23 protein-coding genes are annotated in these 26581 nt (G+C 73.3%); 9 read left to right on the top strand and 14 right to left on the bottom strand.

Annotation, left to right across the window (positions count from 1 at the left end):
• Positions 1-5: 5 nt before the first annotated feature.
• Positions 6-788 carry an SDR family oxidoreductase gene (locus AC0VY3_RS10285; RefSeq protein ID WP_242740543.1) on the bottom strand — a complete coding sequence of 261 codons (783 nt, stop codon included), beginning with the start codon at positions 786-788 and terminating at the stop codon, positions 6-8.
• A gap of 110 nt (positions 789-898) precedes the next feature.
• On the opposite strand from AC0VY3_RS10285, the gene AC0VY3_RS10280 reads away from it, so the two are divergent.
• Positions 899-2044: an acyl-CoA dehydrogenase family protein gene (locus AC0VY3_RS10280; protein ID WP_475549459.1), complete on the top strand. Its 1146-nt coding sequence runs from the start codon at positions 899-901 to the stop codon at positions 2042-2044.
• The gene (locus tag AC0VY3_RS10275; RefSeq protein ID WP_475549458.1) at positions 2044-3030 is read left to right on the top strand and encodes an acyl-CoA dehydrogenase family protein; all 987 of its coding nucleotides are present in this window, start codon (positions 2044-2046) and stop codon (positions 3028-3030) included. Before AC0VY3_RS10280 ends, AC0VY3_RS10275 begins: the two co-directional genes overlap by 1 nt.
• 147 nt (positions 3031-3177) lie before the next feature.
• On the opposite strand, the gene AC0VY3_RS10270 is transcribed toward AC0VY3_RS10275, so the two are convergent.
• The 7 genes from AC0VY3_RS10270 to AC0VY3_RS10240 all read right to left on the bottom strand — a co-directional run bounded on the left by AC0VY3_RS10270 (position 3178) and on the right by AC0VY3_RS10240 (position 13018).
• The gene (locus tag AC0VY3_RS10270; RefSeq protein WP_103508164.1) at positions 3178-3693 is read right to left on the bottom strand and encodes a pyridoxamine 5'-phosphate oxidase family protein; all 516 of its coding nucleotides are present in this window, start codon (positions 3691-3693) and stop codon (positions 3178-3180) included.
• Between the two features lie 69 nt (positions 3694-3762).
• Positions 3763-4257, bottom strand: coding sequence for a GNAT family N-acetyltransferase (locus AC0VY3_RS10265; RefSeq protein ID WP_103508165.1), 495 nt, complete (start codon positions 4255-4257; stop codon positions 3763-3765).
• 67 nt (positions 4258-4324) lie between these two features.
• A complete protein-coding gene (locus tag AC0VY3_RS10260; RefSeq protein WP_103508166.1) occupies positions 4325-4888 on the bottom strand; it encodes a HutD/Ves family protein in 564 nt (187 codons plus the stop codon).
• The gene (locus AC0VY3_RS10255; RefSeq protein WP_475549457.1) at positions 4885-5637 is read right to left on the bottom strand and encodes a vWA domain-containing protein; all 753 of its coding nucleotides are present in this window, start codon (positions 5635-5637) and stop codon (positions 4885-4887) included. Before AC0VY3_RS10255 ends, AC0VY3_RS10260 begins: the two co-directional genes overlap by 4 nt.
• Positions 5638-5825: 188 nt before the next feature.
• On the bottom strand, positions 5826-7286 hold the full coding sequence (locus AC0VY3_RS10250; protein ID WP_103508168.1) for a glutamate synthase subunit beta: 1461 nt from the start codon (positions 7284-7286) through the stop codon (positions 5826-5828).
• Positions 7279-11838, bottom strand: coding sequence for a glutamate synthase large subunit (gene gltB, locus AC0VY3_RS10245; RefSeq protein ID WP_475549456.1), 4560 nt, complete (start codon positions 11836-11838; stop codon positions 7279-7281). The genes AC0VY3_RS10250 and gltB overlap by 8 nt, the downstream gene beginning before the upstream one ends.
• Positions 11839-12286: 448 nt before the next feature.
• Positions 12287-13018 (bottom strand): VIT1/CCC1 transporter family protein, encoded by a 732-nt coding sequence (locus tag AC0VY3_RS10240; protein ID WP_103508170.1) that lies wholly within the window; start codon positions 13016-13018, stop codon positions 12287-12289.
• Between the two features lie 250 nt (positions 13019-13268).
• Between AC0VY3_RS10240 and AC0VY3_RS10235 the strand changes: the two genes are divergently transcribed.
• From AC0VY3_RS10235 to AC0VY3_RS10205, 7 genes are read left to right on the top strand one after another with little or no spacing between them, the layout of a single operon-like run.
• Positions 13269-14369, top strand: coding sequence for an ADP-ribosylglycohydrolase family protein (locus tag AC0VY3_RS10235; protein ID WP_242740531.1), 1101 nt, complete (start codon positions 13269-13271; stop codon positions 14367-14369).
• Complete coding sequence (locus AC0VY3_RS10230) at positions 14366-15694, top strand: ADP-ribosylglycohydrolase family protein (RefSeq protein ID WP_475549455.1); 1329 nt, start codon at positions 14366-14368, stop codon at positions 15692-15694. Before AC0VY3_RS10235 ends, AC0VY3_RS10230 begins: the two co-directional genes overlap by 4 nt.
• A complete protein-coding gene (locus AC0VY3_RS10225; protein WP_103508110.1) occupies positions 15621-16814 on the top strand; it encodes an ADP-ribosylglycohydrolase family protein in 1194 nt (397 codons plus the stop codon). The genes AC0VY3_RS10230 and AC0VY3_RS10225 overlap by 74 nt, the downstream gene beginning before the upstream one ends.
• On the top strand, positions 16811-18178 hold the full coding sequence (locus tag AC0VY3_RS10220) for an ADP-ribosylglycohydrolase family protein (protein WP_103508111.1): 1368 nt from the start codon (positions 16811-16813) through the stop codon (positions 18176-18178). Before AC0VY3_RS10225 ends, AC0VY3_RS10220 begins: the two co-directional genes overlap by 4 nt.
• The gene (gene rbsK, locus AC0VY3_RS10215) at positions 18175-19065 is read left to right on the top strand and encodes a ribokinase (RefSeq protein ID WP_475549454.1); all 891 of its coding nucleotides are present in this window, start codon (positions 18175-18177) and stop codon (positions 19063-19065) included. The genes AC0VY3_RS10220 and rbsK overlap by 4 nt, the downstream gene beginning before the upstream one ends.
• The gene (locus AC0VY3_RS10210; RefSeq protein WP_103508113.1) at positions 19062-20285 is read left to right on the top strand and encodes a CaiB/BaiF CoA transferase family protein; all 1224 of its coding nucleotides are present in this window, start codon (positions 19062-19064) and stop codon (positions 20283-20285) included. Before rbsK ends, AC0VY3_RS10210 begins: the two co-directional genes overlap by 4 nt.
• 29 nt (positions 20286-20314) lie before the next feature.
• Positions 20315-21151: an HpcH/HpaI aldolase/citrate lyase family protein gene (locus AC0VY3_RS10205; RefSeq protein WP_475551658.1), complete on the top strand. Its 837-nt coding sequence runs from the start codon at positions 20315-20317 to the stop codon at positions 21149-21151.
• Positions 21152-21213: 62 nt separating this feature from the next.
• Here AC0VY3_RS10205 and lgt read toward each other — a convergent pair whose 3' ends face one another.
• The 6 genes from lgt to trpC form a co-directional block, all read right to left on the bottom strand.
• Positions 21214-22200 carry a prolipoprotein diacylglyceryl transferase gene (gene lgt / locus AC0VY3_RS10200; RefSeq protein WP_475549453.1) on the bottom strand — a complete coding sequence of 329 codons (987 nt, stop codon included), beginning with the start codon at positions 22198-22200 and terminating at the stop codon, positions 21214-21216.
• A gap of 97 nt (positions 22201-22297) precedes the next feature.
• Positions 22298-23167 carry a DsbA family protein gene (locus AC0VY3_RS10195; RefSeq protein WP_103508115.1) on the bottom strand — a complete coding sequence of 290 codons (870 nt, stop codon included), beginning with the start codon at positions 23165-23167 and terminating at the stop codon, positions 22298-22300.
• 74 nt (positions 23168-23241) lie between these two features.
• Positions 23242-24054, bottom strand: a complete 813-nt coding sequence (gene trpA / locus AC0VY3_RS10190) for a tryptophan synthase subunit alpha (protein ID WP_030622763.1) — start codon at positions 24052-24054, stop codon at positions 23242-23244.
• Positions 24051-25337: a tryptophan synthase subunit beta gene (gene trpB, locus AC0VY3_RS10185; protein ID WP_103508116.1), complete on the bottom strand. Its 1287-nt coding sequence runs from the start codon at positions 25335-25337 to the stop codon at positions 24051-24053. Before trpB ends, trpA begins: the two co-directional genes overlap by 4 nt.
• A gap of 142 nt (positions 25338-25479) precedes the next feature.
• On the bottom strand, positions 25480-25746 hold the full coding sequence (gene trpM / locus AC0VY3_RS10180; RefSeq protein WP_242740521.1) for a tryptophan biosynthesis modulator TrpM: 267 nt from the start codon (positions 25744-25746) through the stop codon (positions 25480-25482).
• Positions 25747-25768: 22 nt separating this feature from the next.
• Entirely contained in the window at positions 25769-26578 is an 810-nt protein-coding gene (gene trpC, locus AC0VY3_RS10175) for an indole-3-glycerol phosphate synthase TrpC (protein WP_014045367.1), read from the bottom strand.
• Between the last annotated feature and the right edge of the window lie 3 nt (positions 26579-26581).

Genomic DNA, 26581 nt, shown 5'->3' with positions numbered 1-26581 from the left:
CGTGTTCACGCATGCTGGCTGCTGACGGGGACGATCTCGCCGGTCATGTACGAGGAGTAGCCGCTGGCGAGGAAGACGATGACGTTGGCGACCTCCCAGGGTTCGGCGTACCGGCCGAAGGCCTCCTTCGCGGTGAGTTCGGCGAGGAGTTCGGCGGAGGTGACCTTGGCGAGATGCGGGTGCATGGCGAGGCTGGGGGCGACGGCGTTGACGCGTACGCCGTAGTCGGCGGCTTCGAGGGCGGCGCAGCGGGTGAGGGCCATGACGCCGGCCTTGGCGGCGGCGTAGTGGGCCTGGCCGCGCTGGGCGCGCCAGCCGACGACGGAGGCGTTGTTGACGAGGACGCCTCCGGCTCCGGCGGCCTTGAGGGAGCGCAGGGCGGCGCGGGTGCAGCGGAAGGTGCCGTTCAGGGTGACGTCGAGGATCCTGGTCCACTGGTCGTCGGTCATCTCGGTGAGTTCGGCGGTGCCGCCGAGGCCCGCGTTGTTGACGACGATGTCGAGGCCGCCGTGGCTCTGTTCGGCGTGTGAGAAGAGGGCGGCCACCTGCTCCTCATCGGTGACGTCGCAGGTCAGGTGGGTTACGCGGTCGGGTCCGAACGCGTCGGCGAGGGCGTGGGCGCTCTCCTTCAGCCGGCGGGCGTGGGCGTCGCTGATCACCACGCGCGCCCCCTCCTCCAGGAAGCGGCGAGCGGTGGCGCCGCCGATGCCGGCTCCGGCGGCGGCGGTGATCACGGCGGTGCGGCCGGCCAGCAGTCCGTGTCCCGGCAGGTAGGGCGGTGCGTCCATGGCCCGTTCCCCCGACTTCTCGACGGCGTGTGGGTCGTACGTTAACCTACCAAACACTTGTTAGGGAACGCCTCGGCGACGGCGCCGACCGGAGGGAAGGCGGGCGCGCCATGGACCTGGCGCAGACAGCACGGACCGGGGCGCTGCGGGCCGAGGCCCGGGCCTGGCTCCGCGAGCACGTACCCGCCCGGCCGCTGCCCTCCCTGGAGACCGAGGAGGGGTTCGCCGCGCACCGGGCGTGGGAGGCGCTGCTGCACAGCGGCCGGTGGTCGGCCGTCTCCTGGCCGCAGGAGTACGGGGGCCGGGGCGCGGATCTCTTCGGCTGGCTGGCGTTCGAGGAGGAGTACTGGGCGGCGGGCGCGCCGGGCCGGGTCTCGCAGAACGGGGTCAGCCTCCTCGCCCCGACCCTGCTCGCCCACGGCACGGCGGAGCAGCGGGCCCGGGTGCTGCCCCCGATGGCGAGCGGCGAGGTGATCTGGGCGCAGGCCTGGTCGGAGCCGGAGGCCGGGTCGGACCTGGCGGCGCTGCGCTCGCGGGCGGTGCGGACGGAGGGCGGCTGGCTGCTGTCGGGGCAGAAGACATGGTCATCACGGGCGGCGTTCGCGGACCGGGCGTTCGGGATCTTCCGTACGGACCCGGGGGCGGCGAAACCGCACCAGGGGCTCACGTACCTGATGTTCGGGCTGCGGGACCCCGGGGTCACGGTGCATCCGATCGGCCGGCTGGACGGGAAGCCGGCGTTCGCCGAGATCTTCCTGGACGAGGTCTTCGTACCGGACGAGGACGTCATCGGGGAGCCGGGGCAGGGCTGGCGGATCGCGATGTCGGCCACGGGGGACGAACGCGGGCTCACGCTCCGCTCCCCCGGCCGCTTCCTGGCCGCCGCCGCCCGGCTGACGGAACGGTGGCGGGAGGCGGGCGACCCGGCGGACACGGCGCTGCGGGACCGGGTGGCGGACGCGGTGATCGGGGCGCGGGCGTACCGGCTGTTCACGGCGGCCTCGGCGGCCCGGTTCGCGGCGGGGGCGTCGCTGGGTCCGGAGTCCAGCCTGAACAAGGTGTTCTGGTCGCGGTACGACATCGCGCTGCACGAGACGGCGCTGGACCTGCTGGGCCCGGACGCGGAACGGGCGGACACGGCTTGGGCGGAGGGGTACGTCTTCGCCCTGGCGGGGCCGATCTACGCCGGGACGAACGAGATCCAGCGCGACATCATCGCCGAGCGGCTGCTCGGCCTGCCGAAGGGACGGCGCTGATGCGTTTCCTGCTCACCGACGAGCAGCGGGAGTTCGGGCGCTCCCTGGACGCGCTGCTGACGGCGGCCGGCACCCCGGCGGTCCTGCGGGCGTGGGCGGCCGGGGATCACGGGCCGGGGCGGGCACTGTGGGGGCGGCTCGCGGACGCGGGGGTGTTCGCGCTGGCGGTTCCGGAGGCGTACGGGGGTCTGGGGCCGCTCCCGGTGGAGAGCGCCGTCGCCTGCGTGGAGCTGGGGCGGCACGCGGTGCCCGGCCCGGTGGCGGAGACCCTGGCGGCCGGGGTGCTGCTGGGCGGGGCGGGCGGCCCGGCGGCGAAGGAGTGGCTGCCGAGGATCGCGGCGGGTACGGCGGTGGTGTCGCTGCTTCTGGAGGGGCACGGGCCGTACGCGCTGGACGCGGACGCGGCGGACGCGGTGTTCACGGTCACCGGCGACGAACTGCGGCTCGCGCCGGGCCCGGGTTCACCGGCGGTCTCGGTGGATCCGGCGCGGCGGCTGTTCCGGCCGGAGCCGGGCGGCGCGGTGGTGGCGGCCGGGCCGGGGGTGCGCGAGGCGGCGCGGGCGGCGGGCGACCGGGCGGCGTTCGCGACGGCGGGCCTGGCCCTGGGCTGCGGGGAGGAGCTGCTGCGGGCGACGGTGGCGTACGTGAAGCAGCGCACCCAGTTCGGGGTGCCCGTCGGCTCCTTCCAGGCGGTCAAGCACCGGCTGGCCGACACCCTGCTCGGCCTGGAGTTCGCGCGCCCGCTGCTGTACGGGGCGGCGGTGGAGCTGGCCGAGGGGCCGGCCGGGGCCGGGGCGGCGGTCGCGGCGGCGAAGGTGACGGCGGGCGAGGCGGCGTACGCGGCGGCCCGCACCGCGCTCCAGTCGCACGGCGCGATCGGCTACACCGAGGAGTTGGCCCTCGCCTGGTGGCTGCGCCGGGCCCGGCCGCTGCGGGACGCCTGGGGGACGCCGTCCGCGTGCCGGGCCCGGGTGCTGGCGGGGTGAGCGACGCGGGGCCGGGTCCGGGCGCCCACGAGGTGAGCGACGCTGAGCCGGGTCCGGGCGCCGGGCGGGTGAGCGACCCCGGTCCGGCCCGGGCGCCGGCGGGGTCGGCGACCTCGATCCGGGCCCGCCCCGCCCGCCGGGGCCTCGTCACTTCCGGCGTACGGTGCGCAGCGGCCGGCCCGGCCGCCAGGACCGGATGACCAGCTCGTCGCCGTCGAGCCCGATGCGGACCACCTCGGTCAGTTCGGCCCGGAAGAGGTGGAAGGGCTCGGGCGGGGTGGCCTCCTCGATGAAGCGGGCGATCACCTCCGGGTCCGTGATCTCCACGGCCCGGCCGCTGACCCGGACGTCGCCGTCGTTCATCTCGGCGTCGGGGCCCGGGTTGGCGTGCAGCGCGAAGCGCGGGTCGCGGCGCAGGTCCAGGGCCTTGAGGGAGTCCGGCATCATGCCGAGCAGCAGCTCGCCGAAGCGGAAGTCGGCCTCCAGGCCGGTGACCCGGGGCGAGCCGTCCTTCCGCAGGGTGGCCAGGACATGGTGCTTGTAGAGCCGGAAGCGCTGTTGCACGGTGCCGGCGAAGTCGGGTTCGGCGGCGGCGAACCCCTCCCAGGAGACGGGTGCGGGTGCCGGTGCGGATGAAGGCGATGAAGACGTCATGGGCGCCATGCAACACCGGATACCCGACATCTCCTGTCGGCATTGGGGCGCGACAGGCGGGCGGACCCCGGGATGGAGTCAGACCGGGCCGACCGCCTCACCGCTCCGGACCGGGTTCTCCGGGGCCGGCCGGACGAGCTTGAGCAGGACCTCGTCGTACTCCTCGTCGACACGACGGCTCTCCTCCACGAAGCCCATCCGGGCGTAGAAGCCGCGGGCCCGCGTGTTCTTCTCGTACACCTCGAGGGTCAGGGAGCCGTGCAGCGCCGCCGCGTGCTCGACGAGGCGTCGGCCCACCCCGGTGCCCTGTGCTTCCGGAGCCACGAAAAGGCCGCCGATCTCGGCGTCCAGGAGCCCCAGGAGAGCCACCACCCGGCCGTTCGACTCGGCGACCCAGTTCTCGGCGTGGACGAGGTGGACCTCGCGCATCTCACGTGCGCGCTCGCCCTCGCCCTCACCGGGGATGAAGGGATGGGCCGTGCGGCCGGCCCGGGACCAGATGTCCATCGAAGCGTTCTCGTCCGTGTGGGCATAGCGGCGGATCACGGTACGTCCGGTTACGTGTGCGGGCATGCGGGTGACCGTATCCCGCGGCGAGGATCCCGTCAGCCGAATTTGCCGCCCTCCGCCGGGCGCGCGATCACCCGTCCGAGAACGTGATCAGCACCGCCTGGCCCATCGTCCGCAGGACCCCGGGCGACGCCCCGGTCGCGAGCACCGCGTCGTAGCGGTCCAGCCGGACGTCCGTGCCCTCCAGCTCCGCCCCGTCGTCCAGGGAGACGGCGAGCACCGCACCGCCTTCCGGCGGCAGCAGCCGGACCGTGCCGCAGACGACGGCGGTCTCCGCACGCGTACGCGCTCTGCGGTACATGACATTGAGATTGACGACGGGTCCGGCCAGCAGGAAGCCGTCGGTGGGCCGGTCGCCGGGAAAGGCGTGCGGCCAAAGCGGCTCGTCGACGATGTGGTGCTCGCCGCCGACGACGAGGTCCATGCCCGCGCCCTCGACGACGGTCAGCATGCGCTCCACGCCCGGGAAGACGGAGAACGGCCCGTCGGCGGTGACATCCGCCAGGCTCACCCGCCAGTCGAAGGCGTCGGCCCCGGCGCCCTCGGGGCCGGTGGCGATCTCCCGGGTGAGCCCGCCGCCGTTCTTCCAGGGGGCGGGGGTCAGGTCGGCGGCGCGCAGGATCCGTACGGTCACGGCACGATCCCCTGCTCGCGGGCGGCGGCCAGCCAGTGCGGGAACTCGGCGACGAGCTGGTCGTACAGCTCGGAGTCCGGGACCTTCCGGGGGTCCAGGCCCGCGTGGAAGTACCCGGCGTTGTCGACGACCCGCCTGCCGGGGACGGCCAGCTCGTCGAGCTTGCGCAGGAAGTCGAACTGGCTGCTGCGGGTGTTGCCGAAACCGACGAACTGCCAGAACATCGGCAGCTTCGCGGCCTTGCAGACATAGCGCTCGGCGGCGAGCTTGTTGATCGGCCCACCGTCCGTCTGGAAGACGACCAGGGCGGGCGCGGTGGAGCCGCTGTCGAGGTAGTGGTCGATGACGGCGTCCATCGCCAGGTGATAGCTGGTCTTCCCCATGTGTCCGAGGCCCGCCGCGATCTTCTCGATCCGGCCGTGGTGGTTGTCGAGGGCGATGTCCGTGACGGCGTCGACGTCGGTGGAGAAGAAGAAGACGGGCACCGTGCCGTCGTCGTCGAGGTTGGCCGACAGGCCCAGCACCCGGTCGGCCAGCGCCTGGACGCTGCCGTCCTTGTAGTAGGGCTTCATCGAGCCGGAGTGGTCGAGGACGAGGTAGACGGCCGCGCGGTGGCCGCCGAGGCCGTGCTTCTCCAGCGAGACCCCGGCGCTCTTGTAGAGGTTCACGAGGGCCGGAGCCGTCTCCTGGACCTTGGTCAGGCTGATGGCCGGGCCGCTCCTGCCCACGGCCGTGTCCGCACCGCGCATGACAGCTCCCCCGTTCGGTGTTCGGCAGGCCTTGAGCCTAGGCCACCCCGGCCCCGGACGCGCCACGGCGCCCGCTGGTGTCCGGTCGGGGACGGGCAGGCGCCGCGTTCAGTTCCGTACGCCGTTGTACGGGACGTCTTGTGGGGGCTCCCCCGGGCCGCGTGGCCCAGGGGGAACCCGGGTGGTGCTCAGACCAGCAGGGACCGGTCCGTCGGGCGGATCGGGGCCGGCAGGGCGCTGGTCCCGGTCAGGAAGCGGTCCACTCCGCGGGCGGCGGAGCGGCCCTCGGCGATGGCCCACACGATCAGCGACTGGCCGCGTCCCGCGTCACCGGCGACGAAGACGCCGTCGACGTTGGTCGCGTAGCTCTCGTCGCGGGCGACGTTGCCGCGCTGGTCGAGCTCCAGGCCGAACTGCTGGACCAGACCGTTGGACTGGTCGGTTCCGGTGAAGCCCATGGCCAGGGTGACGAGCTGCGCGGGGATGCGCCGCTCCGTGCCGGGCTTCTGCTCCAGCTTACCGTCCTTGAACTCGACCTCCACCAGGTGGAGGGCCTGGACGTTGCCGTCCTCGTCGCCCTCGAAGTGGGTGGTGGAGACGGAGTAGACCCGCTCGCCGCCCTCCTCGTGCGCGGAGGTGACCTTGTAGAGCATCGGGAAGGTCGGCCACGGCTGGTTGGCGTTCCGGTCCTCGCCCGGCTTCGGCATGATCTCCAGCTGGGTGACGGAGGCCGCGCCCTGGCGGTGGGCGGTGCCCACGCAGTCGGCGCCGGTGTCGCCGCCGCCGATGACGACGACGTGCTTGCCGCCGGCGTGGATCGGGGCGACGGTCAGGTCGCCCTCCTGCACCTTGTTGGCGAGCGGCAGGTACTCCATGGCGAAGTGGACGCCGTTCAGCTCACGGCCGGGGACCGGCAGGTCGCGGGAGACGGTGGCACCGGCCGCGATGACGACCGCGTCGTAGCGGCGGCGGAGCTTGGCGGCGTCGATGTCCTTGCCGATCTCCACCTCCGTACGGAACTTGGTGCCTTCCAGGCGCATCTGCTCGATGCGGCGGTTGATGTGCGACTTCTCCATCTTGAACTCGGGGATGCCGTAGCGGAGGAGGCCCCCGATGCGGTCCGCGCGCTCGTAGACGGCGACGGTGTGGCCGGCCCGGGTCAGCTGCTGGGCGGCGGCGAGTCCCGCCGGGCCCGAGCCGATCACCGCGACGGTCTTGCCGGAGAGGCGCTCGGGCGGCTGCGGGGTGACGTCGCCGCTGTCCCACGCCTTGTCGATGATGGAGACCTCGACGTTCTTGATGGTGACGGCGGGCTGGTTGATGCCGAGGACGCACGCCGACTCGCAGGGGGCCGGACACAGCCGCCCGGTGAACTCCGGGAAGTTGTTCGTGGCGTGCAGCCGCTCGGATGCGGCGGTCCAGTCCTCGCGGTAGGCGTAGTCGTTCCACTCGGGGATGAGGTTCCCCAGCGGGCAGCCGTTGTGGCAGAACGGGATACCGCAGTCCATGCAGCGGCCGGCCTGCTTGCTGATGATCGGGAGCAGCGAGCCCGGAACGTAGACCTCGTTCCAGTCCTTGACGCGCTCGGCCACGGGGCGGGTCTGGGCGACCTCGCGTCCGGTGGTCAGGAAGCCCTTGGGGTCAGCCATGGGTCGCCGCCTCCATCATCTTCTCGGTGGTCTCCTGCTCGGAGAGACCGGCGAGCTCAGCGGCGTCCTTGGCGGCGAGCACTGCCTTGTACGTGGACGGGATGATCTTGCTGAAGCGGGCCACCGCGGTGTCCCACTCGGCGAGGAGCTTCTCGGCGACGGTGGAGCCGGTCTCCTCCTGGTGGCGGCGCACGACGTCGTGCAGCCACTGCTTGTCGGTGTCGTCCAGCTCCTCGACCGCGCCGAGGTTGCCGACGTTGACGTCGTCGCGGTTGAGGTCGATGACGTACGCGACACCGCCCGACATACCGGCGGCGAAGTTGCGGCCGGTCTCGCCGAGGACGACGGCCTGGCCGCCGGTCATGTACTCGCAGCCGTGGTCGCCGACGCCCTCGGAGACGACCAGCGCGCCGGAGTTGCGGACGCAGAAGCGTTCGCCGGTGCGGCCGCGCAGGAAGATCTCGCCGCCGGTGGCTCCGTAGCCGATGGTGTTGCCGGCGATGGTGGAGTACTCGGCGAGGTGGTCGGCGCCCCGGTCGGGCCGGACGATCACGCGGCCGCCGGAGAGGCCCTTGCCGACGTAGTCGTTGGCGTCGCCCTCCAGGCGCAGGGTGACGCCGCGCGGCACGAACGCGCCGAAGGACTGGCCGGCCGAGCCGGTGAAGGTGATGTCGATGGTGTTCTCGGGCAGGCCCGGGCCACCGAACTTCTTGGTCACCTCGTGGCCGAGCATGGTGCCGACGGTCCGGTTGATGTTGCGGATCGCGACCTGGGCGCGGACCGGCTGGGCGGCCTCGGCGCTCTCGGCGCCCAGCGCGTCGGCGGCCAGCTTGATCAGCTGGTTGTCGAGCGCCTTCGTCAGACCGTGGTCCTGCTCGACGATGCGGTGGCGGACCGCGCCCTCGGGCAGCTCGGGCACGTGGAAGAGCGGGGCGAGGTCGAGGCCCTGCGCCTTCCAGTGGGTGATCGCGCGGTCGGTGTCGAGGAGTTCGGCGTGGCCGACGGCCTCCTCGATGGAGCGGAAGCCCAGCTCGGCGAGGATCTCGCGGACCTCTTCGGCGATGAACTCGAAGAAGTTGACGATGTACTCGGCCTTGCCGGAGAACCGGTCGCGCAGGACCGGGTTCTGGGTGGCGATGCCGACCGGGCAGGTGTCCAGGTGGCAGACGCGCATCATGACGCAGCCGGAGACGACGAGCGGCGCGGTCGCGAAACCGAACTCCTCGGCGCCGAGCAGGGCGGCGATGACGACGTCGCGGCCGGTCTTGAGCTGGCCGTCGGTCTGCACGACGATGCGGTCGCGCAGGCCGTTGAGCAGCAGCGTCTGCTGGGTCTCGGCGAGGCCGAGCTCCCAGGGGCCGCCCGCGTGCTTGAGCGAGGTGAGCGGGGAGGCGCCCGTTCCGCCGTCGTGGCCGGAGATGAGGACGACGTCCGCGTGGGCCTTGGAGACACCGGCGGCGACCGTACCGACGCCGACCTCGGAGACCAGCTTCACGTGGATGCGGGCCTGCGGGTTGGCGTTCTTGAGGTCGTGGATCAGCTGCGCGAGGTCTTCGATGGAGTAGATGTCGTGGTGCGGCGGCGGCGAGATGAGGCCGACGCCGGGGGTGGAGTGCCGGGTCTTGGCGACCCACGGGTAGACCTTGTGGCCGGGCAGCTGGCCGCCCTCGCCGGGCTTGGCGCCCTGGGCCATCTTGATCTGGATGTCGTCCGCGTTGACCAGGTATTCGCTGGTCACTCCGAAGCGGCCGGAGGCGACCTGCTTGATGGAGGAGCGGCGCGCCGGGTCGTACAGGCGGTCGGGGTCCTCGCCGCCCTCGCCGGTGTTGGACTTGCCGCCGAGCTGGTTCATCGCGATGGCGAGCGTCTCGTGCGCCTCGCGGGAGATGGAGCCGTACGACATGGCGCCGGTGGAGAACCGCTTGACGATCTCGGACGCGGGTTCGACCTCGTCGAGGGAGATCGGCTCGCGGCCGGAGTCGAAGCCGAAGAGGCCGCGGAGCGTCATGAGGCGCTCGGACTGCTCGTTCACCCGGTCCGTGTACTGCTTGAAGATGTCGTAGCGCCGGTTGCGGGTGGCGTGCTGGAGGCGGAAGACCGTCTCCGGGTCGAACAGGTGCGGTTCGCCCTCGCGCCGCCACTGGTACTCGCCGCCGATCTCCAGCGCGCGGTGCGAGGCCGCGATGCCGGATGCGGGGTACGCCTTGGTGTGCCGGGCGGCGACCTCCTTGGCGACGACGTCCAGGCCGGCGCCGCCGATCTTGGTGGCGGTGCCGTTGAAGTACGTCGCGACGAACTCCTCGTCGAGGCCGACGGCCTCGAAGACCTGGGCACCGCGGTAGGAGGCGACGGTGGAGATGCCCATCTTGGACATGACCTTGAGGACGCCCTTGCCGAGCGCGTAGATCAGGTTCCGGATGGCCTGCTCGGCTTCGATGTTCTCGATGAAGGTGCCGGCGCGGACCAGGTCCTCGACGGACTCCATCGCGAGGTACGGGTTGACGGCGGCGGCGCCGTAGCCGATGAGCAGCGCGACGTGGTGGACCTCGCGGACGTCCCCGGCCTCGACCAGCAGACCCACCTGGGTGCGCTGCTTGGTGCGGATGAGGTGGTGGTGGACGGCCGAGGTGAGCAGCAGCGAGGGGATCGGGGCGTGCTCGGCGTCGGAGTGCCGGTCGGAGAGCACGATGAGGCGGGTGCCGTCCTCTATGGCGGCGTCGACCTCCGTACAGATCTCCTCGAGGCGTGCGGCGAGCGCGTCGCCGCCGCCGCCGACCCGGTAGAGACCGGCGAGCGTGGCGGCCTTCATGCCCGGCATGTCGCCGTCGGCGTTGATGTGTATCAGCTTGGCGAGCTCGTCGTTGTCGATCACCGGGAAGGGCAGCGTGACGCTGCGGGCCGCGGCGGCGGTCGGCTCCAGGATGTTGCCCTGGGGGCCGAGCGACGAGCGCAGCGAGGTGACCAGCTCTTCGCGGATGGCGTCCAGCGGCGGGTTGGTGACCTGGGCGAAGAGCTGGGTGAAGTAGTCGAAGAGCAGCCGGGGGCGCTCGGAGAGCGCGGCGATCGGCGAGTCGGTGCCCATGGATCCGAGCGGTTCGCCGGCGGTGCGGGCCATCGGCGCGAGGATGACGCGGAGCTCTTCCTCGGTGTAGCCGAAGGTCTGCTGGCGGCGGGTGACCGAGGCGTGGGTGTGCACGATGTGCTCACGCTCGGGCAGGTCGCTCAGCTCGATCTCGCCGGTCTCCAGCCACTCCTGGTAGGGCTGCTCGGCGGCGAGGGACGCCTTGATCTCGTCGTCCTCGATGATGCGGTGCTCGGCGGTGTCGACGAGGAACATCTTGCCGGGCTGGAGGCGGCCCTTGCGGACGACCTTCGCGGGGTCGATGTCGAGGACGCCGACCTCGGAGGAGAGGACGACGAGGCCGTCGTCGGTGACCCAGTAGCGGCCGGGGCGCAGACCGTTGCGGTCGAGGACCGCGCCGACCTGGACGCCGTCGGTGAAGGTGACGCAGGCCGGGCCGTCCCAGGGCTCCATCATCGCGGCGTGGTACTGGTAGAAGGCGCGCCGGGCCGGGTCCATCGAGTCGTGGTTCTCCCACGCCTCGGGGACCATCATCAGCACCGCGTGCGGCAGCGAGCGCCCGCCGAGGTGGAGCAGCTCCAGGACCTCGTCGAAGGAGGCCGAGTCGGAGGCGTCCGGGGTGCAGACGGGGAAGATCCGGTCGAGCTGCGCCTGGCCGAAGAGCCCGGAGGCGAGCTGCGACTCGCGGGCCTTCATCCAGTTGCGGTTGCCCTTGACCGTGTTGATCTCGCCGTTGTGCGCGACGAAGCGGTACGGGTGGGCCAGCGGCCAGCTCGGGAAGGTGTTGGTGGAGAAGCGGGAGTGGACCAGCGCGACCGTGGAGGCGAAGCGGCGGTCGGAGAGGTCCGGGAAGAACGGCTCCAGCTGCCCGGTGGTGAGCATGCCCTTGTAGACGATGGTGCGGGCGGAGAGCGAGGGGAAGTACACCCCGGCCTCGCGCTCGGCACGCTTGCGCAGGACGAACGCCTTGCGGTCCAGGACGATGCCGGTGGACTCGCCGTCGGCGACGAAGACCTGGCGGAAGGTGGGCATGGTGGCGCGGGCGCCGTTGCCGAGAAGTGCTGGGGTGACCGGGACGTCACGCCAGCCGAGGACCTTCAGGCCCTCCTGTGCGGCGATCTTCTCGATCGTGCGGACGGCCTCGGTGGAGTCGTCCGCGGGCAGGAAGGCGATGCCCACGGCGTACGAGCCGGCCTCGGGAAGTTCGAAAGGGGTCTCGGCGCGCAGGAAGGCGTCCGGGACCTGGCAGAGGATGCCGGCGCCGTCGCCGGAGTCGGGCTCGGAGCCGGTGGCGCCGCGGTGTTCGAGGTTGCGCAGTACGGTCAGCGCCTGCTCGACCAGCTCATGGCTGGCCACACCGGTAAGAGTGGCCACGAACCCGACGCCACAGGCGTCGTGCTCGTTACGGGGGTCGTACATCCCCTGCTGGGCGGGGCGACCGTCCATGGGCGACCAGGCGTCGATACGCATCGGCTCTCCCGTCGTCGTCGTGGCATTTGCGGTGCCGAGGGACGACGTTGGCCCTCTGCGAAATTTCGTGCAGGTTACATGATGGGGCGCTTCTCAAGAAGCGGAAGGCTTGTTCCAGTATGCGGACACCCTGGTGACCGGAAGTGACTGGGTGACCAGAGGTGACCGGCTCCACCAGGGGGTGGGTCGCAGTCGGAACGATCGGCGCCCGAGGAGTCGCAGAGAGCAGGCGTCGTTGCCTGCGGTGCTTACGGCTCTTGCCCGGCGGCAGGGGAAACGAAACCACCGAGTAACGGCTACTTATGTGTAGCACTGCATAGCGTCTCATTTTAGGGCCGCGGAGCCTGTCGCGCCCAGTGGGCGGCGCCAAGACGTACGTCACACGCGTTGCCGGGCGGTTGCGTCGTTCGGGCGGCCCGGTTACGCCGTCCGCCGACCCGCCGCGGAATCAGCCGACCGCCACGCCGAACAGCGTGCCGAGCCCGTACGTCAGGGCCGCCGCCGCGCCGCCGAGGGCGAGCTGGCGCAGTCCGCTGAACCACCAGCTGCGGGCCGTCACCCGGGCCACCACCGCGCCGCAGCCGAAGAGGCCGAGCAGGGCGAGGAGTACCGAGGGCCACAGGGCGCTCGCCCCGAGGAGGTAGGGCAGGACGGGCAGCAGGGCGCCGAGCGCGAAGGCGCCGAACGAGGAGACGGCAGCCACCAGCGGTGAGGGCAGATCGCCCGGGTCGATGCCGAGTTCCTCGCGGGCGTGGATCTCCAGCGCCTGCTCCGGGTCGTGCGACAGCTGCCGGGCGACCTCGCGGGCCAGCGGGGCGTCCACGCCCCGGGACTCGTAGAGCGCGGCCAGCTCCGCCATCTCGTCCTTGGGGTGCTTACGCAGTTCGCGGCGTTCGACGTCGAGCTCGGCCTCGACCAGTTCGCGCTGCGAGGCGACGGAGGTGTACTCGCCCGCCGCCATGGAGAAGGCCCCGGCCGCGAGCCCGGCCAGGCCGGTGATCACCAGGGTCTGCTGGGAGACCGCGCCGCCCGCGACCCCGGTCATCAGGGCGAGGTTGGAGACCAGACCGTCCATCGCACCGAAGACGGCGGGGCGCAGCCAGCCGCCGTTCACATCCCGGTGGGTGTGGTTGTCCCGGTGCGCCTCGTGCAGGACGGCGTCGGTCTCGATGATGGCCACGGTGCGCTTCTCCCCATTCCGTGCAACTTTCGACAAAGTCCAATGTACGCCGGTCGGGCGACCGCCGCCAGCAAGGCAGGCCTGGCTTACCACCCCTCTGACCTGCGAAGAAAGGCCAGCCTCAGCTATCCGGCCGGGTCATCCGAGTGGCCCTTTTCCGGCCCGTTCCCGCCTCCGACCGTCCTCCGCGTGGCACAGATACGGACAGGGCCCGGATACGGACTCGCCGGACGAGCGGAAGGGCGACGCGATGGACACGGCCGTCGGCAATGACCGGGCCAGGGGTGCGCTGCTGGGACTGGCGGTCGGGGACGCGCTCGGCGCCCCGGCGGAGAACCTGCGGCCCTCCGAGATCCGCCGCCGCTGGGGGCGGATCGAGGGCTTCGTGAGCGATGACCCGGCGGGCACCGATGACACGGAGTACGCGATCTTCTCCGGGCTGCTGCTGGCCCGGCACGGCTCGGCGCTCGACGTCTCCCATGTGGAGCGGGCCTGGCACCACTGGATCGCCGATCTGGACGAGGGTCCGTTCCGGGGGGCCGGGTTCAGCGAGCGCGGCACGCTGGAGAATCTGCGCCGGGGCCTGGCCGCGCCCATCTCGGCCCAGCACCGGCACGCCTGGAGCGACGGGCTCGCGATGCGGGCGGCGCCCTTCGGGGTGTTCGCTGCGGGCCGCCCGGCCGAGGCGGCCCGGCTGGTCGCGGTGGACGGCCGGGTCAGCCATGAGGGCGAGGGGATCTACGGGGGCCAGGCGGTGGCGGCCGGGGTGGCCGCGGCGATGGTGGGCTCGGGCCTCGCCTCGGTGATCGCGGCCGCGCTCTCGGTGGTCCCGATGGACTCCTGGACCGCCCGGTCGCTGCGCCGGGCGGTGGCGGCGGCCCAGCGGCCCTACCCCGACCGCCTCACGATGGAGCGGGCGGTGCGCTCGGCGGTGGTGATCGCCGGTTACCCGTGGACGGACCTGGCGCCGGAGGCGGTGGGCCTGGCGTTCGGGGCGTTCACGGCGGCGCGCGGGGACTTCCGGACGGCGGTGCTCACGGCCGTCAACATGGGCCGCGACGCGGACACGACGGCGGCGGTGGCGGGCGCCCTGGCCGGGGCGCTGCACGGGGAGAGCTCGATCCCGCCGGACTGGGCGGCCGCGATCGGCCCGGTCCGGGGCAGCTGTCTGCCCTCGATGCGCGGCTACCACGTGCTGGACATCGCGGAGCTGCTGACCCCGGACGATCCGGGGGCGGCCGGGGCTGCGGAGCACCCGCAGGAGCGGGGCGGCGGTCGCGAGCCGTCGGCCGTACGGGACATGGCGTCCGTGGCCGCCACCTTCGCACCCGTACGGGAGGAGCGGCGATGACCACAGCCCGCAAGGCGGCCGGGGCCCCGGCCGCGCCCACGACGACCGCGACCGGCGGAACGGCCGGAAGCCACGCGGCGATGACCGCGGCGCACCAGGCCGCCGGGGCTCCCGCGCCCACCCGCCGTGCCCGGATCGAGGGGCTGCTGCTCGGGCTGGCGGCGGGCGATGCCGCCGGGTGGCCCGCGGCCCGGCACCGGGCGGCCCGGATGCCCGAGTGGACCCGGCGGCTCACCCGGGAGCTGGACACCTTCGCCGAGCAGAACGCCACCACCACGCTCCCGGTGCCCATCGCCCTCAACCAGCCGCCCGAGCCGCTGCGGCTCGGGCCGTCCGACGACGCCGAGTGGGCCGCGTTCGCCGCCCGTACGGTACTGGCGGCGGCCGACGACGCGGCGGGCCTGACCCCCGGCCGCCGGATGCGGGACGCGGTCGACCGGGCCTGGAACGCGCTGGCCGCCACCGTCGCCGCCGCCAGCGCCCGGGCCCCCGAGGTCGAGGCGGCGGTGCTTCCGCTGCGGGCCCGGATCTCGGTGCGGGCCGGGCTCGGCAACCTGGCCGCCGGGCTGCGGCCGCCCGCCACCGGGCACGACAACCCGCACTACTTCGACGACGCCGCGTGCGTCCGGGCCGCCGTGCTCGCCGTGGTCCACCCGGGCGATCCGGCGGAGGCCGCCGCGCTCGCCGAGTTCGACGCCCGCTACACCCAGGACGGCGACGGGGTGCACGGGGCGCGGGCCATGGCGGCGGCGGTCGCCGTGGCGCTGGCCGGGGCGGACGTCGACACCGTGGTGAACGCCGCCCTGGAGCAGCTCCCCGAGGGCACCGAGATCGCCCGCAACGCCGTGCACGCGGTCCGTCTGGCCCGGGAGTTCGCGGACGAGCCGACCGGGGCGTTCGCCCTGGTCCCGGTGTTGGAGCACCAGATCGTGGACCACGTCTACAGCTACGGGATCGCGGCGGCGGAGACCGTCCCCGTCGCCCTGGCCCTCACCACCGCCGCCCGGGGCGAGATCGCCCAGGCGCTCCCGGCCGCCGCCTGCCTGTCCCGGGTGGCGGACTCCGCGCCCGCCCTGGCCGGGGCGCTGACCGGGGCGATCGGCTCGATCGCCGCCGTACCGGCGGGCTGGCGCGAGGCGTGCCGGACGCTGGCGGGCTGCGCGCTGCCCCGGCTCGCGGGCACGGACCTGATCGAACTCGCCGGGCTGCTGGCAGCCACGGAACCGGCCACCCCGGGTGGACAATTCCGTCATGACGCCCACAACGGCCATGGAAGCCGCCCCCTCGGCCCCGCACCCCTCCCCCACCACGCCCGGACTGGATGACCGGATCACCCGGGCCCTCGTCGGAGCCGCCGTCGGCGACGCGCTCGGCGGCCCGGTCGAGGGCTGGACCCCCGAGCAGATCGCCGAGCGCCACGGCGGCCGGGTGACCGGGATCGTCGGCCCCTGGTACGGCGAGGACTGGCGCACCGCGCGCCCCATCGCGCCCTACCACAAGGGCGACGGCCACGTCACCGACGACACCCTGATGACGCACGCGCTGATCCGGGTCTACGAGAAGGTCCGCGACCACCTCGACGCGTACGCCGTCGCGGACCATCTCGTACCGGATCTGCTCTCCCCGCGCTGGATCCCGGAGCTGGAGGCCGAGGCGCTGCCGCTCCAGCGGATCTTCCTGGCGGAGAAGTGGATCGTGGCCCGGCTGCACTACGGGCACATCGACCCGCGCGAGGCCGGTGCGGGCAACATCGTCAACTGCGGGGCGGCGATGTACATGGCCCCGGTCGGCCTGGTGAACGCCGGTCACCCGCGGGCCGCTTACGCCGAGGCGCTGGAGGTCGCGGCCCCGCATCAGTCCTCGTACGGGCGGGAGGCCGCCGGGGTCTTCGCGGCCGCCGTCGCCGCCGCCTGCCGCCCGGGCGCCACACCGGAGACGGTGGTCGACGCCGCGCTCGCCCTGGCGAAGGACGGCACCCGCTCCGCGATCGAGGCGGTCTGCGAAGTGGCCGCGCGCCACGAGGACTTCGAGCCCGCGCTCACCCCGCTGCGGGCGGCGGTGGAGCCCTTCGACACGGTCGGCCCCGACTACCGGGCCCCCTCGCTCGGCGCACGCCGCCCCTCCCGGCTGCACGCCATCGAGGAACTGCCCATCGCGCTCGGCATGTTGCTGGTCGGGGGCGGCGACTACCGGCGTACGGTGCTCGGTTCGGTGAACTACGGGCGGGACTGCGACTCCATCGCGACGATGAGCGGGGCGATCGTGGGCGCGCTCGGCGGCGAGGTCCCGGCCGACTGGGCGGCCACCGTCGCGGAGGCGAGCCGGCTGGACCTGCACGCCCCCGCCCGGACCCTGGCGGAGGTCGCCCGGGAGGTCTTCGCCCGAGATCTGGAGCGCCGCCGGGCCCACGAGGAGACGTTCACCGCGCTGGCCGGTACGCGATGAACCTCCGCCTCACCTGGGTGCAGCCGGAGGACCTGGTCGGGCACGAACTGCGGCAGGCCGCGCAGGACGGCCGGGACGCCCGGGAGATCGAGGAGCGGTGGTACGCGGCCGGGGGCGCCGCCGCCCCGGACCGCGCGGGCGCATCCGAACCGCCCGCACCGCCGCGACTGCGCGCGCTGGCCGAGCAGCTGCTCGACGAACTCGCCCTGCTGGAATCGCCGTTGGCAGCCGACGAGCCCACCGGCCTGGACGCGATCGTCGCCGCCTGCCCGCACTGGCCGGGCCCGCCCGAGGCCGCCCCCGTCGTCGGTCAGGACCGGCTGCACGCGGCCTGGCTGGGCCGGGCGGCGGGCTGTCTGCTCGGCAAGCCGGTGGAGAAGCTGCCGCTGACCGGCATCCGGGCCCTGGCCCGCGCCACCGGCAACTGGCCGCTGTCCACCTGGTTCACCGCACACGGCGTGCCCGCCGAACTGCTCGCCGCCCACCCCTGGAACCGCCGTTCGGCCCCCACCTCGCTCGCCGAGAACATCGACGGCATGCCGGAGGACGACGACCTCAACCACCCTTTGCTGACACTGCTGTTGCTCCAGCGGCACGGGCGGTCCTTCACCACCGCCGACCTCGCCCGGCTCTGGCTGGACGAGCTGCCGGCCGGCCGGACGTTCACCGCCGAGCGCATCGCGTACGGCAATCTCCTCGCGGGCGTCGAGCCGCCGGAGACCGCCCGCTTCCGCAACCCGTTCCGGGAGTGGATCGGCGCGCAGATCCGGGCCGACGTACACGGCTGGACCCACCCCGGCGACCCGGCCGGGGCCGCCGCCCAGGCCCACCGCGACGCGGTCCTCACCCACACCGGCAACGGGGTGTACGGCGCGATGTTCACCGCCGCCGCGCTGGCCGTGGCGGCGGGCGGCGAGAGCGACGTGCACGGCTGCCTGGCCGCCGGGCTGCGGGTGGTGCCGCCGCACTCGCGGTACGCCCGCGCGATCCGCCTCGGCATCGAAACCGCCCGTACGGAAGGGGAGTTCGACGTGGTGGTGGACCGGCTGCACGCCGCGTACGCCGACACCCACCACTGGGTGCACGTGCTGCCCAACGCCGCGCTGCTGGCCGCCGCCCTCACCCACGCCGACGGCGACTTCACCCGGTCGATCGGCCGCGCGGTCTCCGGCGGCTGGGACACCGACTCCAACGGGGCGACTGCCGGGTCACTGGCCGGACTGCTGGCGGGTGGGCCGGACGCCCTGCCCGAGCGGTGGACGGCTCCGCTGAAGAACCGGCTCGCCACCTCCGTACCCGGCTTCGACCGGACCGGGTTCGACACCCTCGCCGCACTGACCCATCAGGAGGCTCTGCGCCCATGACCCGTATCGCGGTGCTCGGCAGCACCAACATGGACCTCGTCGCGTACACGGCCCGCGCCCCCGGCCGCGGCGAGACCGTCACCGGACGGGAGTTCCGGACGATCCCCGGCGGCAAGGGCGCCAACCAGGCCGTCGCCGCCGCCCGCGCGGGCGGCGAGGTCACGATGATCGGCGCGGTCGGCGACGACGTCCACGGCACCCTGCTGCGCGACGGCCTCGAACACGCGGGGGTGGACACCGACCTGCTGCACACCGCCGAGGGCCCCAGCGGCACCGCGCACATCGTGGTCGACGACACCGGGTCCAACGCGATCGTGGTGATCCCCGGCGCCAATGGCGTGGTGACCGCGCTCGGCCCCGGGGAGATCGCGGCGATCGCCGCCGCCGATCTGCTGCTGATGCAGCTCGAACTCCCGCTGTCCGCCGTCGTCGAAGGAGCCCGCGCGGCCCGCGCCCAGGGCGTCCGCACCATCCTCACGCCCGCTCCCGTGCAGCCACTGCCCGACGAACTCCTCGACCACATCGACCTGCTGGTGCCCAACGAGCACGAGGCCGCCGAGCTGTCCGGGCAGGCCGAACCGCACGCCGCCGCCCAGATCCTGCTGCGCCGGGTGCCCGAGGTCATCGTCACGCTCGGCGCGAAGGGCTGCCTGTACGCGGCCCGGGGCGGCGAGCCGGTGCTCTTCGAGGCCCCCTCGGTGAACGCCGTCGACACGACCGGCGCCGGGGACACCTTCGTCGGGTCGCTGGCGGTGGCGCTCGGCGAGGGGCGGCCGGTGGCGAAGGCGGTGGCCTTCGCCACCGCGGCCGCCGCGCTCTGCGTCCAGAAGCCCGGCGCGTCCACGTCCATGCCCTACCGGAGCGAGATCGAGGCGGAGACCGTATGAGCACCACAGCAGCAGGCCCGACGAGCACGACAGCGGCAGGACCGCTGACCGGGCTGAAGGTCATCGACCTGGCCACCCTCTTCGCCGGACCGCTCGCGGCCACCATGCTCGGGGACTACGGCGCCGATGTGATCAAGGTCGAGCACCCCCGTAAGCCCGACCCCTCGCGCGGGCACGGGCCCGCCAAGGACGGGGTGGGCCTGTGGTGGAAGCTGCTCGGCCGCAACAAGCGCGCCCTCACCCTCGATCTGTCCGCGCCCGGCGGCCGGGACGTGCTGCTCCGGCTGGCCGCCGGGACGGACGTCATCGTCGAGAACTTCCGGCCCGGCACCCTGGAGCGCTGGGGGCTCGGCCCCGAGGAGCTGCACGCCGTCAACCCGCGGCTGGTGCTGGCCCGGGTCACCGGCTTCGGCCAGTTCGGGCCGTACGCCCACCGCCCCGGCTTCGGGACGCTCGCCGAGGCGATGAGCGGGTTCGCCGCGATCACCGGGGAGCCGGACGGGCCGCCGACGCTGCCGCCGTTCGGGCTCGCCGACTCCATCGCGGCGCTGGCCACGGCGTACGCGGTGATGGCCGCGCTCGCCGGGCGGGAGAAGACCGGCGAGGGGCAGGTGGTGGACCTGGCGATCATCGAGCCGATCCTCACGGTGCTGGGCCCGCAGCCGCTCTGGTACGACCAGCTCGGCTATGTCCAGCCGCGCACCGGCAACCGTTCCCGCAACAACGCCCCGCGCAACACCTACCGCACCGCCGACGGCCACTGGGTCGCGGTCTCCACCTCCGCCCAGTCCGTAGCCGAGCGGGTGATGCGTCTCGTCGGCCGCCCGGACCTGATCGAGGAGCCCTGGTTCGGCGCGGGCACCACCCGGGCCGAGCACACCGAGGAGCTGGACGGGGCGGTCGGCCACTGGATCTCCCGCCACAGCCGCGAGGAGGTGATCAACGGCTTCGAGAAGGCGGAGGCGGCCGTCGCGCCGATCCATGACGTACGGGAGGTGATGGAGGACCCGCAGTACCGGGCGCTGGGCACCATCGCCGAGGTCGACGACCCGGAGCTGGGGCCGCTGCGGATGCAGAACGTCCTCTTCCGGCTCTCGGGGACGCCGGGCGGGATTCGCTGGGCGGGCCGCCCGCACGGCGCGGACACCGACGAGATCCTGGCCGGGCTGGGACTCTCGGAGAACCGGATCGCGGCGCTGCGGGACCAGGGGGCGCTGTGAGCGACTGCACGGCCGCCGCCGTCCCTCCGCTGCCGGAGGACGCTCCCGCGGCGCCCGGCCGGCCGCCGCTGACCTGGCTGTACGTGCCCGGGGACCGGCCGGAGGTGGTGGCCAAGGCGCTGGGCAGCGGGGCGGACGTGGTGATCGTCGACCTGGAGGACGCCGTCGCCCCGGACCGCAAGGAGTACGCGCGCTCCGCCACCGCCGAACTCCTCGCGGACACGGTGACCGCGTCGCCGGACGCCGTACCGGTCCATGTCCGGGTGCACGGCGAGGACGACATCCGGGCGCTGACGGGGCTGCCGGGGCTGTCCGGTCTCCGGCTGCCCAAGATCACCCACGCGGTCTCGGTGCACCATGTGGCGGCGGTGGCCCCCGGCGTACCGCTGTATCCGCTGCTGGAGTCGGCGCTCGCCATGGAGCACGCGTACTCGATCGCCACGGCCGACCCCGCGGTCCGGGGCATCGCGCTGGGCGAGGCGGACCTGCGGGCCGATCTGGGCGTACGGGAGGACCGCGGGCTCGACTGGTCGCGCAGCCGGCTGGTGGTGGCGGCCCGGGCGGCCGCACTGCCGCCTCCCGCCCAGTCGGTGTTTCCGGGCGTCCGGGACCTGGACGGGCTGTGGGCCTCGTGCGGGCGGGGGCGGGCGCTCGGGATGCTGGGGCGGGCGGCGATCCACCCGCGCCAGCTGGAGGTGATCGAGCGGGCGTTCCGGCCGACGGCCGAGGAGATCGAGGCGGCGGAGGAGATCGTCGCGGCCTCGGCGGTGGAGGCGGGGGCGCTGGCGCTGCCGGACGGGCGGTTCGTGGACGCGGCGGTGGTGGCGTCCGCCCGCCGCACACTGGCGATCGCCGGGCGGTCCTGAGGTTTCTCAGGTCCGCCCGGCGATCGGGGCAGTGCGGGGTGCGCCGTGCGGGGCGCGAACGGTCAGCTCTTGTCGGCCGCCTCGGGGGCGGAGTCCTTCCGGAGCCGGTCCTTCTTCAGCGGGTCCTCGTCCGCGCTGTCGGCCTCCGGCGCGTCCGCGTCCTCGGCGCCGTCCTTCTCGGTGGCGTCGGCGTCGGCGGTCTTCGCGTCCTCGGTGCTCTTCGTGGCGTCCGCGTCCCGGTCCGGCTCGACGATCTCCTCGCGTCCCGGGCGGATCTTCGCGGAGATCACGATGTAGACGACGGCGAGGACGAAGACGACGATCGCGGTCCACACGTTCAGGCGGAGGCCCAGGACGTGGTGGGCCTCGTCGACCCGCATGTACTCGATCCAGCCGCGTCCCGCGCAGTAGGCCGCGACGTACAGCGCGAACGCCCGTCCGTGGCCGAGCCGGAAGCGGCGGTCGGCCCAGATCACCAGCAGCGCGACACCGATGCACCACAGCGACTCGTACAGGAAGGTCGGATGGTACGTCCCGGCGACCCGGTTCGGGCCGTCGCTGATCTCCAGCGCCCAGGGCAGGTCGGTGGGCTTGCCGTAGAGCTCCTGGTTGAACCAGTTGCCCCAGCGGCCGATGGCCTGCGCGATGGCGAGGGCGGGGGCCATGGCGTCCGCCCAGGCGGGCAGCGGGATGCCCCGGCGGCGGCAGGCGATCCAGGCGCCGACGGCGCCGAAGGCCACCGCGCCCCAGATGCCGAGGCCGCCCTCCCAGATCTTGAAGGCGTCGACCCAGTCCTCACCGTCGCTGAAGTACAGCTGGTAGTCGGTGATCACGTGGTAGAGCCGGCCGCCGACGAGACCGAAGGGCACGGCCCAGACGGCGATGTCGGCCACGGTGCCGGCTCTGCCGCCACGGGCGATCCAGCGCTTGTTGCCGAACCAGACGGCGACGAAGACACCGATGATGATGCAGAACGCGTAGCCGCGGAGCGGGATCGGGCCGAGCTCGATCACGCCGGTCGACGGGCTGGGAATGAAGGCAAGGTTCATGGCGAGGTCGACGCTACCTTGCCGGGCGGTGGGTACGGCAAGCCACCCGGCAACGTCTGGGTAACGAGGACCGCGTCACGGCGGGCGCGGTGGCCGGTCAGGAACCGGGGGCGGACGACGGGGCGGCCGGGTCGGACGATCCCTCCTCCGGGGTGGCCGGGGCGTCGGTGCCGGGCTTCTTGCCCTTGTTGGCCGCGGCGACCCACTTCTTCAGATTCTCCGGGGAGATCTGCTCGTCACCCTTGCTCGGGAAGACGGACTCCCCGTTGAGCAGCACCGTCGGCGTGCCCTGGAAGCCGCCCTCGCGGAACGCCGTGTCGGACTTCTTCACCCAGCTGTCGTGCTCGCCGTCCTCCACACAGCTACGGAAGCCCGGGGTGTCGAGCCCCTCGACCTTCCCGGCCAGCTCGATCAGCCGGCTGTTCTTGCCGAAGGCGTCGTCCGGCTCGGGAGGCTGGTTGCTGAAGAGAACGTCGTGGTACGGCGCGAACTTGCCGTCGTCCTGGGCGCAGGCGGCGGCGTTGGCGGCGCGCAGCGAACCGGTGCCGCCGAGATTGCCGTCGATGATCGTGGCCAGGTGGTACTCCACCTTGACCTGGCCCTCGTCCGCCAGCTCCTTGATGGTGTCCCGGAAGGCGTTCTCGAACTGGGCGCAGACCGGGCAGCGGAAGTCCTCCCAGATGGTGAGGGTGGACGGGGCGTCGGCCGCGCCGACCGGGAGGGTCAGGGCGGCCTCGCCGGTCGCGCCCGACGGGGCGATGGCGGGGCCGGAGGCGGTGTCGCCGCCGTCGTCCTTGCCGGCGTTGGCCGCGATCAGTCCGACCACGGCGGCCAGGGCGAGCACCCCGACCACGGCCGAGGCGACGATCAGGGTCCGGCGGCGCTTCTCGCGCCCCTTCTCCCGCTCGCGCTGCTGGGCCAGGCGCTCACGCGCGCTTCTGTTTCCCTCAGGGATCTTGTCGCTCACGCCCGGGGAACGAACCGGGGAGGCACCTCCGCGCCTCCCCGGTCCACAATCCACCCATTCGGGTGATTCGCGGCTCAGCGCTTTCGAACACCTTCGGCCAGTTCGCCCGCCAGGGAGCGGACGGCGGCGAGGCCGGCGGCCTCGTCGGGGGCGTCCAGCATGGCCTTGACGAAGGCCGAGCCGACGATCACGCCGTCGGCGAACCCGGCGACCTCGGCGGCCTGCGCCGCGTTGGAGACGCCGAGGCCGACGCAGACCGGCAGATCGGTGGTGGCGCGGGTGCGTCCCACCAGGTCCTGGGCCTGGGCGCCGACGGAGGCGCGGGTGCCGGTGACGCCCATCAGCGACGCGGCGTAGACGAAGCCGCTGCCGGCCGCCGTGATGGTGGCGAGGCGGGCGTCCTGGCTGCTGGGGGCGACGACGAACACGGTGGCGAGACCGTGCTTCTCGGCGTGTTCCCGCCACAGCGCGGACTCCTGGACCGGCAGGTCGGGCAGGATGCACCCGGCGCCGCCCGCCTCGGCCAGTTCGGCGGTGAAGCGCTCGACACCGTACCGGTCGATGGGGTTCCAGTACGTCATGACCAGGATCGGGACGCCGGTGGCCTCGTACGCCTCACGGACCGTGCGCATCACGTCGGCGATCCGGACGCCGCCGCGCAGGGCGATGTCGTCGGCGGTCTGGATGACCGGCCCGTCGAGGACCGGGTCGCTGTGCGGCAGCCCGATCTCGACGACGTCCGCGCCGCCCGCGATGACGGCCTTGACGGCTTCGATGCCGCCGTCGACGGTCGGGAAGCCCGCCGGGAGGTAGGCGATGAGCGCCGCCCGGTCCGCCGCCTTGGCCGCGGCGAGGGTGGTGTTCAACAGCTCGATGTTGCCGCTCACTTGGCATCCCCCTCGATCTCGGCGCGGTCGCTGTCGGCGTCCGCCTCGACGGCGGCGTCGGTGTCGTAGAGCCCGAAGTAGCGGGCGGCGGTGTCCATGTCCTTGTCGCCGCGGCCGGACAGGTTGACGAGGATCAGCCCGTCCTTGCCCAGCTCCTTGCCGAGCTCCAGCGCACCGGCGAGCGCGTGGGCGCTCTCGATGGCCGGGATGATGCCCTCGGTGCGCGACAGCAGGCGCAGGGCCTGCATGGCCGCGTCGTCGGTGACCGCGCGGTACTCACCGCGCCCGGTGTCCTTGAGGTAGGAGTGCTCCGGGCCGATGCCCGGGTAGTCCAGGCCCGCCGAGATGGAGTACGGCTCGGTGATCTGGCCCTCGTCGTCCTGGAGGACGTAGGAGCGCGAGCCGTGCAGGATGCCGGGCTCGCCCGCGGTGAGGGTCGCCGCGTGCTCGCCGGTCTCCACCCCGTGCCCGGCGGGCTCGCAGCCCACCAGGCGGACGTCGGCGTCGGGGATGAAGGCGTGGAAGAGGCCGATGGCATTGGAGCCGCCGCCGACGCAGGCGACCGCCGCGTCCGGGAGGCGGCCCGCGCGCTCCAGGATCTGGCGGCGGGCCTCGACGCCGATGACGCGGTGGAAGTCGCGGACCATCGCCGGGAAGGGGTGCGGGCCCGCGACCGTACCGAAGAGGTAGTGCGTACGGTCCACGTTGGCGACCCAGTCGCGGAACGCCTCGTTGATGGCGTCCTTCAGGGTCCGCGAGCCGGACTTCACGGCAACGACCTCGGCGCCGAGCATCCGCATCCGGGCGACGTTCAGCGCCTGGCGCCGGGTGTCGATCTCGCCCATGTAGATGGTGCAGTCGAGGCCGAAGAGGGCGCAGGCGGTCGCGGTGGCGACGCCGTGCTGACCGGCGCCGGTCTCGGCGATGACGCGGGTCTTGCCCATGCGCTTGGTGAGCAGCGCCTGGCCCAGCACGTTGTTGATCTTGTGCGAGCCGGTGTGGTTCAGGTCCTCGCGCTTGAGGAAGATCCGGGAGCCGCCCGCGTGCTCGGCGAAGCGCGGCACCTCGGTCAGCGCGCTGGGCCGGCCGGTGTAGTCGACCATCAGCTCGTTGAGCTCGGCGGCGAAGGCCGGGTCGGCCTTGGCCTTGTCGTACTCGACGGCGACCTCGTCCACGGCGGCGACGAGGGCCTCCGGGATGAACTTGCCGCCGTACGCGCCGAAATAGCCCTCGGCGCTGGGGATCAGACCCTCGGGGTCCGGAATGAAGAAGTCGGACGACATGCGACGTGCTCCTTGGCATGGCAACGGATGGATGCACCGTATGCGCAAAGGAGCGAGCGCCACCGCGACCGGCGTGCGGTCGGGGCGGTGCGGTCGTACGTACGGGATGGGGCGGGTGCTGCGGTACGTCGGCCGGGGCTCGCTACTGCGCGGACCCCGGGCGCCATCGCATCCCGTTCACCTGGCCGGGCTCGTCGCCGATGACGTACCGCACGCGCCTTCCGTGCACGCGCCGGGCGGGTGCACGGCAGCCACGGTGCCAGAAGGGCGGCGCGCAGCGCCTCGGCTGGGGGTGGTGGTGGGAGACGGGCGGGCGGCAGCCGCGCGCCGGCGGGGCGTACGGGTCCCGGGCCGGGGTCCCGGCCGGGCCGAGGCCCGGCCGGGTGCGGGGCACGGGACGTCCGGTCATGGTCGCTGTCGTCCGTTCCCGGTCAGCCGCGGCCGTGGCGGAGTGCCGGGTGGGCGCCCGCGGCGACCAGGTCGGCGACGGCGGCGCGCGGGTCGCGGCCGGTGACCAGGGACTCGCCGACCAGGACCGCGTCGGCGCCGGCGTTGGCGTACGCGATCAGGTCGTGCGGGCCGCGGACGCCGGACTCGGCGACCTTGACGATGTGGTCGGGGATCTCGGGGGCGACGCGCTCGAAGGTGGAACGGTCGACCTTGAGGTCCTTCAGGTTGCGCGCGTTGACGCCGATGATCTTGGCTCCGGCGTCCACGGCGCGCTCCGCCTCCTCCTCGTCGTGCGCCTCGACGAGCGGGGTGAGCCCGATCGACTCGGCGCGCTCGATCAGGGAGACCAGGGCCTCCTGGTCGAGGGCGGCGACGATCAGCAGGGCGAGGTCGGCGCCGTACGCCCGGGCCTCCCACAGCTGGTACGAGGTGACGATGAAGTCCTTGCGCAGGACCGGGATGTCGACCTTGGCGCGGACGGCCTCCAGGTCGGCGAGCGAGCCGCCGAAGCGGCGCTCCTCGGTGAGGACCGAGATGACGGACGCGCCGCCCGCCTCGTAGTCCGCGGCGAGCGCGGCCGGGTCGGCGATGGCGGCCAGGGCCCCCTTGGAGGGGGATGAGCGCTTGACCTCGCAGATGACGGTCACGCCCTCGCCGCGCAGGGCGGCGACTCCGTCCTTGGCCTGGGGAGCGCGGGCCGCGCGCTCCTTCAGCTCGTCGAGGCTGACGCGCGCCTGCCGCTCCGCGAGGTCGGCGCGAACGCCGTCGATGATCTCGTCGAGCACACTCACGCG

The organism is Streptomyces sp. iso_384 (assembly GCF_056172905.1).
The sequence above is the reverse complement of the archived record's forward strand: the minus strand, read 5'-3'. Positions and strand labels throughout refer to the sequence as shown.